The sequence below is a fragment of the uncultured Paraglaciecola sp. genome (assembly GCF_963977085.1).
Lineage (GTDB): Bacteria > Pseudomonadota > Gammaproteobacteria > Enterobacterales > Alteromonadaceae > Paraglaciecola.
This window is the reverse complement of the sequence record NZ_CAXBNC010000007.1, coordinates 14,334-29,324: the sequence shown is the minus strand read 5'-3', so window position 1 is coordinate 29,324 and position 14,991 is coordinate 14,334. Positions and strand designations below refer to the sequence as shown.

Below are 14,991 nucleotides of genomic sequence, written 5' to 3'. Positions count from 1 at the left end.
TTAAGCGGCAGAATCAACGGCGCTTCGACGAGCAATCAGTTCTTCATTCATCAGTTTTTGTTTTTGTTCAGTAATGGGATAAAACGCCATAACAACAGCAGCGGCAAGACCAAAAGCAGCCGGAATAAAGCTCATCAAAAGGGTCATGCCTGGCAGTGAGGCTTCAACAGTACTGGCGTCCATACCGTTATAGCCATAACTGGCTAACACCACTAACATCAGTGCACCAGCAAAGCCGCTGCCAGTTTTCTGCACAAAGGTACCTGCAGAATAAATGAGACCTGTGGCTCGCCTACCATTGCGCCATTCGTTGTAATCAGCAGAGTCGCCAAGCATGGAGAAAAATAATGTGGGCATCATTGCAGCAAAAAATTCGGCGCTACAGCCAAGAATAAAAATTTGTGTCACATCGGTGCCAGGCAACCAATAAAAGCCGCTTGTTAGTATGCTGCTTAACAACAAGGCTACAATAAACAGGGTTTTTCTACCTAGCCTACTCGCAAGATAACTCGTACATAAAGCACCAAGAATAGACACCACTAAAAGCGCTATAAAATATTGACCCACTAATAATTCGTCACCTACGTAATATTTAAAATAGTAAGCAATTACCCCATATTTGATGCCGTTAAACATCATAGTAAGAAAGCCAATACCCAATAAAATTAGCCAAGGTTTATTGGTGATAAGATCCAGCATGTCTTGCTGAACCCCAGAACCTTCCTTTCCAGCTTTTTGTTTATTGGCCTTAAGTAATCTTCTAACGAACCAAGTCATTACAGTCATAACAACAACAAATAAAACACCTGTTTGCCAGTTGCGGTAATAGAAAAACAGCGTCATAACGATCAGAGGCATTAACACGAAAGGTAACTGTTTGCAGAGGTCTTTAAGTTCAGAACTAAGGCTTTTTTCAACCTTTTGAATGGGAGCAACACGTTCTCTGGTGGTGGCGACAGAAATCACCATCAGCGCCATTAATAAACCTGCAAATACATACATAGTATATTGGTAACCTAGTGCATCATTTCCTTCACCTAAGGTCTCAACCAAGGTAGGTAAGAACCCCATAACAAAAAGGCCACCTAAGAAGGCACCTGCAAACCTAAATCCAGATAAACTCGTGCGCTCATTGTCATCATCCGTCATGACGCCCATCAAAGCAGAGTAGGGGACATTGTTGACTGTATAAGCCAATGTAAGACCTATGTAAGTCACGTAGGCATAGACTAGTTTTCCGTTGTCGGATAAATCAGGGGTGCTAAAACATAACACCATAAACAGACATAAAAAGGGCGTAGACCACAGTATCCAAGGACGAAACTTACCCCAAGATGTATTGGTACGATCGGCAATCATGCCCATGATGATGTCAGTAACACCGTCTGACAGTCTGACAACTAAAAATAAAACGGCTGCGGCTGAGGCGGCCAAACCAAAGGTGTCTGTATAGAATACGGCTAAGTATGCGAGGGCTCCTCGCCATACGAGGTTTGCAGCTGCATCGCCCATTGCATAACCGACTTTTTCGTACAAAGGCAATTTTGTCATAGTGTATTTCTCCCTATGAGTAGTAAGAACTGGACTTGTTTGTACATTTTTTTATTGTCCCAAAATTCAATGATTTTTTGACTGTTACCCATAACAAATAATTGCGTAGGCGATAAAATGATTAATGACCTTTATCTCAATAGGTATTAGTCACTAATGAGGCGTTAATAAATGACAGTCCAAAATAAAACATTATGAAAACGTTTTCAATATACAATTCACTTTTTAATAACAAATATCAAAAACTGATTTGTTATTAATTACATAATTTATACAAAAACCACCAAAGAGGTTTAAATGTTAAAAAACAAAAATACCAGACCATAAGGTTGTTTATGTTTTTTGTTTATCTTTTAATGGATTGATTTTTATAGGAAAAATAACAATTTTTTAGCTAATATTGGTTTGGGCAAGGCAGCAGAAAAGTTAGCTTACTACTATATTGAATTGCCTGTATACCGTAACGAGAAGTGTTTTTTAATTCGAATATTAAATACAATCGGTTTCATTGGGGGAGTGTTATTTAGGGGCTAAAAAGCTGTTAATGGATAAACGTCCGCTCAAAAGACTCGGATCTAGAATTTAATGTTAACTGATTGAGCCAGAATACAGGAGTTTCGTCTGTATTTTGATCCGGTTAAACAGCCCCTGTTGTAGTGCAATGGGTTCAAATAAGGGGGCTCAACATCAATATATCTTTAGCTGGGCATGTTAGCGGCATTCACTACCAAGTGAGCGAGAGTAAACTAACTCAGGTTCTTGGTCGGTGTACTTGAAGCCAGTTATCGCATAACGCCTGATCAGTCACTTCTAATGCAATAGTGTCACAAGGTGCTGCAATAGCAATAAAAGGCATATTTTTGAGTTTCTTGTCACGAATTACACTAAGTTGCACGGTTTGACCAATAACAAGGTTGTTGAGCTGTGGCAATAAATTATCTTTAGTCACGACCCAATTATCCATAGCAATTAGCACATCGCCAAATTGTAATCCTGATGTGTAAGCTGCAGTTTGTTCAGTCACTTGTGTGATTTGCACACCTATTTCGAGTGCTTTTATTTGTGCACCAAATTCAATGCTAATTGGAGACGATGATATTTCACCGCCTTTATCATCTAAGTTGTTCTTGGGTGAAAAATGGCATTGAATACCAAATGTGGCCAATAGTGCATCAAAAGGTAGTTCTTCAGTGGAATATAACGCTTTTTGGAAAAAGTCACTTAACTCTAAATTCAATTGGGTTTTAATAATAGTTTGGACAACATCAACTGGGGTAGGGATAGCGAGCTTGCCGTATAAGTTCCAGAGGTAATTCATCACATTATCTAGAGTATAATTCCCATTACTTTGATGATTAATAAGTAAGTCTAAACACATAGCTAAAACAGCGCCTTTGTTATAATAACTAACAATGTTATTTACAGCGCCTTCATCTTGTTTGTAAAACTTTGTCCAAGCGTCAAAGCTGGACTCTGTAATGGTTTGCTTAAAGCGCCCTTTATTGCGTACCAGTCGCGTTAGGTTTTGCGCGACCACTTTTAAGTATTCTGCTTGGGTAATTAGACCGCATCGCAATAGACTAAAATCGTCATAATAACTAGTGAACCCCTCATAAATCCATAATTGCTCGGTATGTTGCTCTTTGTCTAACCTCGCACCAAATAGTTCTTGGGGCTTGATCCTCTTTACATGCCAGGTATGAAAAAACTCATGACTACATAAACTTAGGAATACGCGATAGCCCTCTGTCATTTTTCCAGCTTCAGAGACCTTAGGTAAATCATTTCTACTGTACATCAAGGCGGTGGAGCTCATGTGCTCTAGCCCACCAAACGCATTGTCGGTGAGAAGGGTGATAAATTGATACTTTGTTACTGGAGGGGTATCAGCAAAAAAATCAATGTGGTGTTGACATATTTTGGTTAAGTCTTTTGTTATGCGACTGATATCAGCCTGATGTCCACCCGCTAGAATCAATTCAAAGTCCACCTCTGCCACTGTAAAGGGCAAAATATCGAATTCACCCATTAACACTGGGTGGTCAATTAATTCTTCGTAGTGATTGGCCCAGTACTCGCCAAATGTATGGGGGGGTTGCATCGCAGTGGGCATGGTTGTTGCCACTTGCCAATGCTCTAAATGACTTTGTGAAGGCTTTGCGATGACTACACCGCAAGGTTTGTCCGTTTGCCCTTGTACCGCCAAAAACATATTGGTGCCGTTGAAAAATGCTATTTCATCATTGATGTAGGCACCTCTAACCGAAAGATCAAAAGCGTAAATTTGATATTTAACCGTTATTGCAGTGTTGACCCCTTGGATTTGCCAAGTTTGTTTATCGAGTTTTGTGAGTCCTATATTTTTTCCGTTATCATCTTGTGCGCTAATAGTGGTAATGTTTTTAGCAAAGTCTCGGATCATATAACTTCCCGGGATCCAAGCAGGCAAGGTGAGTATTTGTCCATTTTTATCAGGGTGTTCAATACGTAAACTGACGTCAAATGAATGCCCAGCAATAGATGAAACAACTACATGATATTGAATGGGAAAGCGGGAGATTTGCATGATGTTTCTCTATTTTTTTTTGACATTGTAACCTTGTTAGTGATTAATAATAACTAGGCTCAATAAACATGGATTACTGGGTTGTTGTTTTTATAAACTTTATTTAACATCAACTTAATTGACGTAAGGCTAATTATACTACCAAAGCCTTCAGAGGATTTTTAATTAAATGGCCATTTTGCAGGAAAAAGTTGGGCTCACCAATGAAGATCTAAAAAAAATTCGCTCCATGCGTCCTGGGCGTCCCATTGATTTACAATTGACTACTGCTACCACAACTAAAAGGGTACGAACAGAGTTTGTGGGTATGGATGGAACCCGTTGTATGATCTTCAGATACCCAGATGAGGGTAAATGGGGGCCCTTAGGAGAGGGGATATTTAAGGATAAGGAAATCATCGCCAGATATATTCTTGAAGACGAAACCGGCGAAATCATCGCATTTAAAGTAAAAATAATTTTAGTTACTACCAAACCCAGCCATTTGGTTTTTACAAGTTTTCCTCTCCTTATCCAAAGTCATGATCTACGTGCAGAACCTAGAGCAAATACACGAATTGCTGCTAGTATGCTAGACGCAGAAAGTGGTTCAGTTATTTGTGATTCAATGGTGATGGATATATCCGTCCATGGTTGTCGAATGAGTATCAAAAAACGCAAACACGGCACTAGACCAAAACTCAAACAAGTTGTGAGAATGTATTTTGCGGCTTCTAAAGATAAGTATTCTTTTTTAACTGGCATTATTATGAACAGTAAATCTGACGAAGTGAATTTGTACTACGGTGTTAAGTTTGAAACGCCTGAAGAAGAGGTCAATAAATTATTGCAAGATATCATGTTGGTAGCCAGTTAATTTCCAGCTGATGTCTTTTGGTTTAATTGGATCACTTACCTGCACTTCCGATATAGAGGACTAAACAAAGGTGCATTTTGATACTCATATACTAAATGGGGAGGGAGCTTAGCTTTCAATTCTTCTGAGTAGCGCAATTAAAAGGGTATCAGTAATTGCAATCCAACTCTTTATTTCTAGTCATCTTGATGAGATAAAAGCCAAAATCTCCAGTAAATAACGTTAAAACCGTTAATTACAAAACATTCCTCAAATGTAACTTCCCTAGATGAATATATAAAAGCAACATAGATGTTGCCCTTTTCAATTTTTTAATGAAAACCTTGCCAAAAATAGTTGTAAAAAAAACCGCCAAAGACGAGTCTTTAGCGGTTCTAAATTATGATTTAAGGCTTACATTAGAAAGTATATTGCACACCAAATTGGAATCTACGGTCAAACATGAAGCTCGAACGTTGGAAAGTTTCCCCACCTTCATTCAAGATATCTTTCGATGTTTGCAGCTCATCCGTCAAGTTTGTTCCTTGAAGGCTGACTTGGAAGTTATCGGTAATTTGATATTTAACCGACGCATCCAATGAGAAGTTTGCATCTTGGATATTGGGGTTACCTGTAATAAAAGTCTCGTAAGAGTTCAAGAACTCATCACGGTACTGATAAGCTACACGGACTTCCAAATTGTCATCTTGATAAATACCGACCAAGTTGGCAAAGTTTTCTGATTGCCCAATTATCCCGTTCAATGTTTCGATACGAACGATACCGTCGAAGCTATCTGGAATACCATCACCATCAGCGTCTAAAGAACGTTGTGGAGAGTCTGCATCAACGTCAAGTTTGGTATAGTTGGCTTGTACCCCAAAGTTGGCCCAGATCCCTTCCAAGTTATCAAAGAAGTACTGACCTGCAATTTCAAATCCAGTAACGGTCGCATCAGATTGGTTAACCGCACCTTGATAGAAAATAGGAACATCTACTCCGTCTAGTACAATAGAATCAATTTGAACTATGGTATCTGTTTGAACAATATCTTTAATATCTTTATTAAAGAACGCAAGACTAAAGTAGTTACCCGCTTCACCATACCATTCAACAGCTAGGTCAAAATTAACTGCTAAGGTTGGTTTCAGGTCAGGGTTACCACCACTTACCAATAATCGAGACACGCCTGCGCCTAAGGCTCCAACTGGATCCGGATCATCAGGACCAATTTCAGGGAAAAGAATTGAAGAGATTGCTCTTACAGATTGAGATGCGCTGTAGTCAGAAATGTTAGGCAAAGTTAAACCTCTACTTAATCCAAGTCTTACTAACCACTCATCGTCCAAGTTTAATTTAAGGTTTAATGAAGGTAAATAATAGTCTTCATCCAAACCAAGGCTTCTGTCTGTATCTGCTTGGTCAAGATAGGCGGCAGATTCAGGCAAGAAGTCCCTTATATTATCAATAGCTTCTAACTCTGGATCACGATCGGCTTGTTGTTCATCTTCTCCGAATTCACTGTATTGGAAGGAGCCAACAGAACTGATATCCATCTTGACATAACGAACACCAAAGTTACCTTCTAAATACATGCCGTTATCAAAATCTTGAGCAATGTCAAAACGTGCGTATAAATTCGTCACTGTTTCACTTACATTTGCCGTTTGTCCAGGTGTGTACTGCTCGACATAGTTCGCATCTCTACGGTCACTATTATTTGGCGCATATGAAGGGGTGTATTGATCGTTGTTATCGCCGCCATTATTTAGGTCTGGCTCATTCGCCAAAAAGTCATAAAACAAATCTGGGTTTCTTAAGAAATCAGGATGTGCATATACGAATGCAGTATTATCACCAACTACTACGCCACCGCGTTGGAAGTCAGCAAAATCGTAGGTCTGATGGGCGACTGTATCAAATGCGTTATATCTGGCAATACCGTTACCATCCCAAGCTTGACTCACTCCTTGCCAGTTAAGTCCTGCATCTTGATATATCTGATCTCGTTCTGCTCGGCGTACACCAAACTTAACGGATTGAAACCAGTCATCGCCATCAGGGTTAAAGTTATAAGTTGCGTCTACTTTAACCGCCGTAGAATCACCTTCGCCGTCTTTGAATCTATCTGCTGCGTATCCCATAAAATAACCAGCAGGATCAGCTGTCGAAGTAGGGGCAGTAGTGGGGACAATATTGTTGCCTGCATCCACAATATTACCTTGGTTAAACATAAAGGCATCATTGTAAGCAAATTCAATTTCTGGATTATCTAGATTAGGTCGACTTCTGAAGTCTAAATGAGTTGTTGCACCAATCCATTGTTCTCTGTCTACTAATTCTGAGGTAGTGCGGTGAGCATCAAATTCCACGAACCATTGATCATCAACTTGCCATTCAATGTTAACACTAATGTCATCGGTCATAGTTTCAACTGAACGACCAATGCCTAAGTTTCCTATTTGTGCACCCGGAGCTCCGTACCAACTACTCTCATTAGAAGAAATCAAACCTTCTTCAAATAAACCGCCATCAATGCCAATAAGTTGACTACAAAAATTCGCGTCATCGTCACCTGTTGCACCGTTACCACAGCGAGGAACGCCTGATGATGTATAAGGAGAAAGTTGTACATCGGTTGCAATTATATTGCTGTCACCAGTGGTGAGGGCATAAGCAACACCGCCATCCTGCCACTCTGTAGTTCGTTCTAAATCAAATGTCTCGTTTTCAACGCGAACATACTTCACTGTTGCTTTAAAAGATTCATCTTTATTTTGGTATTGGCCGGCTATATATACATTGCTGCGCTCTCTATCAACTTCGGTAGCACGTAGTTGGAAACCGTTAATGATACCTACTGTTTGTCCCTCTGTTGGTATCATATCACCTGTGAAATCTTCTACATCAATATCAGGAAACTGGTCACCAGCAACAGAACCAACAGGTACGGGCACTATGGCACCAGACTGATAGCCATTAAAAAGCGATTTCAATTCAGAATGAGAGAATGAACCAAGTAGGCCAAACTCGCCGGCGTCAGATTTCCAACGATTACCAAAGATGGCACTAAATGTGGGGGTTGTTTCTTCTCTTAAATCACTGTAGGTGCCGTCTAACGATACAACGCCAAAACTACCTTCACGATCGAAAGGTTCGATTGTTCTAAGATTAATGCTACCACCAATGCCGCCTTCGATAAGGTCAGCACTTTGGTTTTTATAAACATCCACGCCTTCAATCATTTGTGGTGGAATGCTTGACCAATCCAGCGCTCGGCTACCATTTGAAGTAAAGGCATCACGGCCATTCAATTCAGAGCGGATAAGCCCTAGACCACGAATAAGGTTACCTGACCCTTCTGCAGATGGGAAATCACCGCCATCTGCGCCGATATCAAATTTAGTTACTGTCACACCTGGTACGCGAGAAAGAGCCTCAGCAACAGATAAGTCTGGCAGTGCGTTTGCATCTGATGCAGTAATAGAATCCATAAAGGTACTAGATTCACGTTTTAATTCTGCGGCATTGGCTAGAGCACCACGAATACCTCTAACTTCAATAACTTCTTCTGCATTTTCATCTGCTGCGTCTTGCACCGCCTGTGCGGCTGCATTATGTGCAGCAAGCGACGTCATCAGCGCGGTGGCTCCATAAAGGGCTACCTTCACCGATGAAGCGAGAATCGATTTCTTTTGTGTGTTCATGTTCTCTCCAGTGTGTTTTTGTTATTTATATGTTGAATGTGTTAATCACTACGTGAATCTAGGTTAGGAAAATTAAGCTATTTGTTTTAAAAAGCTCGACTTTTACGACAAAGTGGGCTTTGGTAGCGACAAGCCGGACTGAACTGTTAGCCCCCTCGTAACATTACCTTTCTTTTTTTCTAACATTTACAGTTTAACAACCTTGTAACAAAAAAGAAAACGTTTTCATAATAACCCGTAAAAATTTACAAAAATATAAGGATGCATGGTAGTTTTCAAGACTTGTGGTAGTATTTACATCTTGTTGTGTAAACGTTAACAAATTAACACTCTTTGTTACAAAATAAAACACTATGTAAACGAGAAAGGAATATTAATTCTATGCGAGTATGCATTCTTGGCGGTGGAACTGCCGGTTGGATGACAGCGTCAGCACTTTCCAAAAAGCTAAAAAATGTAATAAATTCAATCACTTTAGTAGAATCCGAAAGCATAGGTACAGTGGGGGTTGGTGAAGCCACCTTACCCCATATAAGGTTGTTTAATGAAGGCTTAGGAATAGAAGAAAGTGCCTTCATGAAACAGACCGAAGCCACGTTTAAATTAGGCATTGAATTCTGTGATTGGGGGCGTTTAGGCGACAGTTATATCCATCCTTTTGGCGATTTCGGACAAAGTATTAACGGTGTCGCCTTTTATCAGCACTTACTTAAACTGACAAAACATGGTGATTATGGGGTGTTAGACGATTATGCATTTGGCATAAGTGCTGCTAAAAATAACAAATTTCAGTTACCTAAAGGCGGCAAAACCCCACTTCAACAGGCTTTTGGCTATGCCTATCAATTTGATGCCGGACTGTATGCCAAATATTTAAGACGTTTTTCTGAGTCTAATGGTGTAAGGCGAATTGAAGGAAAAGTAGTTGATACAGTTATCAACGAAAAGTCTGGTGATGTTTCTTCCATTACTCTAGATGACGGCCAACAAATAAGTGCTGATCTGTTTATCGATTGTTCTGGCTTTCGGGGGGTATTGATTGAACAAGTACTCAAGTCCGGTTATCAAGACTGGTCGAATTGGTTGCCTTGTAACCGTGCCGTGGCAGTACCATGTGAACGACAAACACATTTGTCGCCCTATACTCGCGCCACTGCTAGGCAGGCAGGTTGGCAATGGCGAATTCCTTTACAACATAGAACCGGTAATGGCCACGTCTACTGGAATGAATATATATCAGATGACGAAGCTGTTTCAGTACTACTGAATAACTTGGATGGCCCTGCACTTGGCGAGCCTAAACAACTTTTCTTTAAAACTGGTCGTCGTAATCACTTCTGGAAAAATAACGTAGTCGCTATTGGACTTTCAGCTGGTTTTTTAGAGCCTTTAGAGTCAACGTCTATTCACTTGATCCAAGAAGGTATTACAAATTTGCTTGAGCTTTTTCCTCACGACAGCACAAGCCCCCTAGATATCTCAGAATACAACTCACGTATGTCATTACAATTCGAGCGGGTTCGTGACTTTTTGTTACTGCATTATGTGGCGACAAAGCGTGATGATAGTGAAATGTGGCGCTACTTTACAAACATGACCTTGCCTGATAGTTTGCAACAAAAAATACAAGGCTGGCTGCATAGAGGTTATATTCAGCGCTACCAGTTTGGCGCGTTTTTACCGCCAAGTTGGATAGCTGTCATGATGGGACAAAACTTAGTTCCTCAACATTATGACCCTAGAGTAGATTGCAGTAATTTTGAACAGGTTAAACGGCAATCTCAAGCAATGCGAGCAGACATTGCAGGTGCTGTTCAAAACGCTAAATCACATGCAGATTTCTTAAAAGCGATTGGCGCTGCATCAAATACAGAACTCCTAAGAGCTAAATAATGTCGCAACAAGATACATCTCAATTTTTAGTCTTTGGCAATACCTTTGCGGCCAGTATGACTGTCTTAGCATTGAGTAAAGTCCTTCCAAAGAACATTACAATTATATGGGTGAAGCCAGCTAGTTCCTGCCCAAGTGATTTACTTTACGGAGGCATCAGTTCGCCTGACGCTTATCAGTTTAACTTGCAGTATGGTGTGTCTGAACCGCAACTAATCTTAAATACTGATACCACTTTCTCATTTGGTACGGGTTTTAACGCTTGGGGCAACAATAACCTAAGCTGGATGCAGTGTTTTCATTTGCCTTTTGCTGCTACAGAAGGCGTTGAATTACATCACTTTATGACAAGACATAAGGCATCACTGGGGGATTTTTTAATTAGTGCACAAGCCGCATTAAAGGGCACCTTTGCTCATCCGCCTACCGATAATTTGCAATCACCACTTTCTCGTGCCGAGTATGGATACCATTTTGATCCTTCACAATGGTCTGCGATTTTTTATGACAAAATTGATAAACACCGCGTTAAGGTAATTGATGCTGACATCACCAAGCTAAATCATAGCCAAGATAGTATCGATTCTGTGCAACTAGATGATGGAACAAAGCTTGAAGCAGACTTGTATATTGACTGTAGCGGCACAAAGAGTACATTGCTTGCCTCCCTAAAAAATGATTTTATATGCCAACGTACAGTACAGATTAGTAGTGAAACACAGTCCTGTGGCCAAACGGGACCAGCCTGTCGCTTAATTACTGGTACCGAATCTGGATGGCAATCGGTGACTCCTTTGCGAGAAAAAAATCAAATTATTACATTACATGAATCCTCTAATGGCTGTCAGCAAACAGATTCTCAATCCTTTGCACTTGGACACCGCAATAGAGCGTGGCAAGGAAATTGTGTGGGCATAGGGCATGCTGCATATGCGCTAGAGCCTATTACTCCTGCAGCCTACATTTTGCTAAAAAAAGACATTGAACGTTTGTTGGAACTGATTCCAGTCAATCAAGAAACGCACATTGAAAGACATGAATATAATCGCCGATTCCAAGACGATCTAACACATGCTGAGTTATTTCATCGTGCAATTTATGCTGAGCAACGTGATGTTGGTTATGATAATTGCGACAAACTCAACAGAAAATTAACCCAGTATTCCCATAGAGGTATTCTGACTAATTTTGATTTTGAGCCCTTCAATGAACAAGATTGGGCAATATTACATGCCGGTCTCGGAAGAATACCTGAGCGCTATGACAGAATGGCTGAGCAAGTTGACTATGAAAAAACACAAAGCAACTTGGATAGAATGCGCGCAGGCATTGCACACTTGGCGTCTAGTATGCCTGCGCATCACATTTACCTAGAGAAACTCACGATGTATTTACGGGATAGCGAAAAGCATGGCCAATAATATTAAAACCATTGCGATAATAGGAGGAGGTACTGCAGGTTGGATGACAGCAGCAGCGCTTTCTAAAATGCTGCTTCCTGAAAATGTAACCGTTAAATTAGTTGAATCCGAACAAATCGGTACAATTGGTGTAGGTGAAGCTACCATTCCTGACATCGCCAACTTCAATCGCATGTTAGGAATTAACGAACAAGCATTTCTTAGTGCCACTAAAGGTACATTTAAATTAGGCATAGAGTTTCGCGACTGGGGCAAGCTAGGTGATAAATATTTCCATCCATTTGGCGGTCACGGTGTTGACATGAATGGTATCGACTTTCACCAATACTGGTTGCATAGTAAACAAAATGGCAATACTGCCAAACTTGAAGACTACAGCATCTGTTCTCTCGCGGCCAAACAGGCGAAATTTATATTACCCGATCCAAATCCCAAATCGGTATTGTCTCACTTGCGTTATGCTTATCATTTTGATGCAACGGCTTATGCCGCTTTTTTGCGAAGTTTTGCAGAGCAACGGGGCATAGTTCGAATTGAAGGTAAAATTGAAAATGTGGCGACTCACAAAGACTCAGGTAATATTCAAAGTGTGACTTTGGACGATGGGCGTATTATTGAGGCTGACTTTTTCATCGATTGCACTGGATTTAAAGCCCTCTTACTCGAAAAAACACTAGGGGTGAAATTTAAAGATTGGAGCCACTGGCTACCCTGTAACCGAGCTCAAGCGGTCGCAAGTGAACGTATTGAACCACTTGCGCCTTTTACAATATCAACAGCAAAAAAAGCAGGGTGGCAGTGGCGCATACCCACTCAGCATCGCACCGGTAATGGTCATATTTATTGCAGTGATTTTATCTCGGACGATGACGCCAATCAGGTTTTACTGGAAGGTTTAGACGCAAAGCCCCTTGGTGACGCGCGAACTATTCATTTTCAAACTGGGTGTCGAGAGCAGTTTTGGGTTAAAAATTGTGTGGGAATTGGTTTGTCGAGTGGTTTTCTAGAACCCTTAGAGTCAACTTCAATTTTTCTTATTCAACAAGGGATCACTCGATTTATATCACTGTATCCTGATGGCAATTTATCTGAAGTAATTCAGCGCGAATATAATCGTTTGATGACGAGAGAGTTTACGCAAGTCAGAGATTTTATTATTTTGCATTATCACGCCACTAAAAGGGACGATAGCCCATTTTGGAATTATTGCCGTACTATGCCTATACCTGAAAGCCTGCAACATAAAATTGAATTGTTTAAAGCGGGGGGAAGAGTGTTTCGTGATGATCAGGAGTTGTTTTCAAAACCTAGCTGGATAGCCGTTTTACTTGGTCAAAACATTGAGCCAGAAGTCTGTGAACCTATATTAACTGGTATTCCAATTGATGACATACAAAGAAGTCTAGATTCAATGAACAGTGCCATGATACAGGCTGTCAGCCGCCTGCCATCTCATGCTGAATTCATTCAAAAATATGCAAATGGAGTAAATTCTTGAACCTCAATAATATTAAAAACGTGGTTATTGTTGGCGGTGGTACCGCTGGTTGGATGGCTGCTGTTGCGCTTTCAAAATCCATAGGTACTAAAAATATAAATATTCAATTAGTTGAATCAGAAGAAATAGGTACTGTGGGAGTGGGCGAGGCGACCATACCTCATATTAAATATTTTAATCGTTTAGCAGGCTTAGACGAAAATGAGTTTCTTCGACAAACCAATGCAACCTTTAAATTAGGCATTGAGTTTGTAAACTGGGGGAAATTAGGGGACAGCTATGTGCATCCGTTTGGACCCTATGGCATTGATATGCAAGGCGTGCATTTTCACCATACTTGGTTGCGTCAAAAGCAAAAGGGCACCGCTCGACCCATTGCTGAATTTAGCTTACCAGGACTCGCTGCCAAAGCAGGCAAATTTCAACACCCAAGGCCGGATTTAAAGTCATCACCTTTTAGTAGTATGGATTATGCGTACCATTTCGATGCGGCTTTGTATGCGAAATATATGCGTAACGTTGCTGAAGGGCGTGGTGTGAAGCGTACAGAAGGTAAAATTGTTAGGGTTAAACAAAATGATGACAACGGTCACATTGAAAGCCTAGAACTTGATAATGGCACGCTAGTTGAGGGTGACCTTTTTATTGACTGCTCTGGCTTTAAAGGTTTGTTAATTGAGGAAACCTTAAAAACCGGTTACGAAGATTGGACTCATTATTTACCCTGCGACCGAGCCGTCGCCAGACTCACAGAAAGATTAGACGAGCTTCCACCGTATACAAGGGCAACAGCAAAAGAAGCGGGTTGGCAATGGCGGATCCCGTTGCAATCACGAACAGGCAATGGTTACGTCTATTGCAGTCAATTTATCAGTGATGATGAAGCACTGGCTAGTCTCAATAAAGACCTTGAAACTCCCGCCATTGCAGAACCACGACTGTTGCGTTTTAAAACCGGTGTACGTAAGAAAACATGGAACAAAAATGTGGTATCAATTGGTCTGGCTGCAGGTTTTTTAGAGCCTCTCGAGTCAACCTCAATTCACCTTATTCAAAGTGCGATTGCAAGACTGATGACAAACTGGCCTGATAAATTGTTTAATCAACACGATATTGATTATTTTAATCGGAAAACCCATGCAGAGTATGAGCAAGTGCGTGATTTTCTGATCTTGCATTATTATGCCACTGAGCGAAATGATAGCCCCTTTTGGAATTATTGTCGTACCATGGATATTCCCAAAAGCCTTGAAGAACGTATCGCCATATACAAAGAAAACGCACGTCTGTACCGAGAAGATTTGGAATTGTTTAGCTCTGTGAGTTGGTTTGCGGTATTTAACGGCCAAAATATTGAGCCTAAAAGGTATCACCCCCTTGCAGATATACTTGAAGATGACATGATGGAAAGACGAATGGCGGAATTACATCGTGCTACACAAAGGTGTGTTGAGGTTATGCCTCCACACGAAAAGTACCTTTTAGATCTGTTTAAGTCTTAGTTGTTTTATTTGCTGCAT

General features: G+C 40.6%; 8 protein-coding genes. 5 read left to right on the top strand and 3 right to left on the bottom strand.

Annotated elements, in window-relative coordinates; all coding sequences use genetic code 11:
- Both AAC000_RS10140 and AAC000_RS10135 read right to left on the bottom strand, forming a co-directional pair.
- Positions 1 to 1,551 (bottom strand): MFS transporter, encoded by a 1,551-nt coding sequence (locus AAC000_RS10140; RefSeq protein ID WP_339722368.1) that lies wholly within the window; start codon positions 1,549 to 1,551, stop codon positions 1 to 3.
- Positions 1,552 to 2,302: 751 nt separating this feature from the next.
- Positions 2,303 to 4,117 (bottom strand): PDZ domain-containing protein, encoded by a 1,815-nt coding sequence (locus tag AAC000_RS10135; protein ID WP_339722366.1) that lies wholly within the window; start codon positions 4,115 to 4,117, stop codon positions 2,303 to 2,305.
- Positions 4,118 to 4,286: 169 nt separating this feature from the next.
- Between AAC000_RS10135 and AAC000_RS10130 the strand changes: the two genes are divergently transcribed.
- Positions 4,287 to 4,973 (top strand): flagellar brake protein, encoded by a 687-nt coding sequence (locus AAC000_RS10130; RefSeq protein ID WP_339722364.1) that lies wholly within the window; start codon positions 4,287 to 4,289, stop codon positions 4,971 to 4,973.
- Positions 4,974 to 5,371: 398 nt separating this feature from the next.
- On the opposite strand, the gene AAC000_RS10125 is transcribed toward AAC000_RS10130, so the two are convergent.
- Positions 5,372 to 8,659: a TonB-dependent receptor gene (locus AAC000_RS10125; RefSeq protein ID WP_339722362.1), complete on the bottom strand. Its 3,288-nt coding sequence runs from the start codon at positions 8,657 to 8,659 to the stop codon at positions 5,372 to 5,374.
- A 381-nt stretch (positions 8,660 to 9,040) separates the two neighbouring features.
- Between AAC000_RS10125 and AAC000_RS10120 the strand changes: the two genes are divergently transcribed.
- Genes AAC000_RS10120 through AAC000_RS10105 form a run of 4 tightly spaced genes read left to right on the top strand, consistent with a single transcriptional unit; the run spans position 9,041 to position 14,973 of the window.
- Complete coding sequence (locus AAC000_RS10120) at positions 9,041 to 10,552, top strand: tryptophan halogenase family protein (RefSeq protein ID WP_339722359.1); 1,512 nt, start codon at positions 9,041 to 9,043, stop codon at positions 10,550 to 10,552.
- Positions 10,552 to 11,973 carry a tryptophan 7-halogenase gene (locus AAC000_RS10115; protein WP_339722357.1) on the top strand — a complete coding sequence of 474 codons (1,422 nt, stop codon included), beginning with the start codon at positions 10,552 to 10,554 and terminating at the stop codon, positions 11,971 to 11,973. Before AAC000_RS10120 ends, AAC000_RS10115 begins: the two co-directional genes overlap by 1 nt.
- Positions 11,963 to 13,471 carry a tryptophan halogenase family protein gene (locus AAC000_RS10110; protein ID WP_339722355.1) on the top strand — a complete coding sequence of 503 codons (1,509 nt, stop codon included), beginning with the start codon at positions 11,963 to 11,965 and terminating at the stop codon, positions 13,469 to 13,471. Before AAC000_RS10115 ends, AAC000_RS10110 begins: the two co-directional genes overlap by 11 nt.
- Positions 13,468 to 14,973, top strand: coding sequence for a tryptophan halogenase family protein (locus AAC000_RS10105; RefSeq protein ID WP_339722353.1), 1,506 nt, complete (start codon positions 13,468 to 13,470; stop codon positions 14,971 to 14,973). Before AAC000_RS10110 ends, AAC000_RS10105 begins: the two co-directional genes overlap by 4 nt.
- Positions 14,974 to 14,991 lie beyond the last annotated feature (18 nt).

Coding starts and splice junctions, on each gene's coding strand:
- AAC000_RS10140 (WP_339722368.1), bottom strand. CDS start 1,551: ATGACAAAATTGCCTTTGTACGAAAAAGTCGGTTATGCAATGGGCGAT.
- AAC000_RS10120 (WP_339722359.1), top strand. CDS start 9,041: ATGCGAGTATGCATTCTTGGCGGTGGAACTGCCGGTTGGATGACAGCG.
- AAC000_RS10135 (WP_339722366.1), bottom strand. CDS start 4,117: ATGCAAATCTCCCGCTTTCCCATTCAATATCATGTAGTTGTTTCATCT.
- AAC000_RS10115 (WP_339722357.1), top strand. CDS start 10,552: ATGTCGCAACAAGATACATCTCAATTTTTAGTCTTTGGCAATACCTTT.
- AAC000_RS10125 (WP_339722362.1), bottom strand. CDS start 8,659: ATGAACACACAAAAGAAATCGATTCTCGCTTCATCGGTGAAGGTAGCC.
- AAC000_RS10130 (WP_339722364.1), top strand. CDS start 4,287: ATGGCCATTTTGCAGGAAAAAGTTGGGCTCACCAATGAAGATCTAAAA.
- AAC000_RS10110 (WP_339722355.1), top strand. CDS start 11,963: ATGGCCAATAATATTAAAACCATTGCGATAATAGGAGGAGGTACTGCA.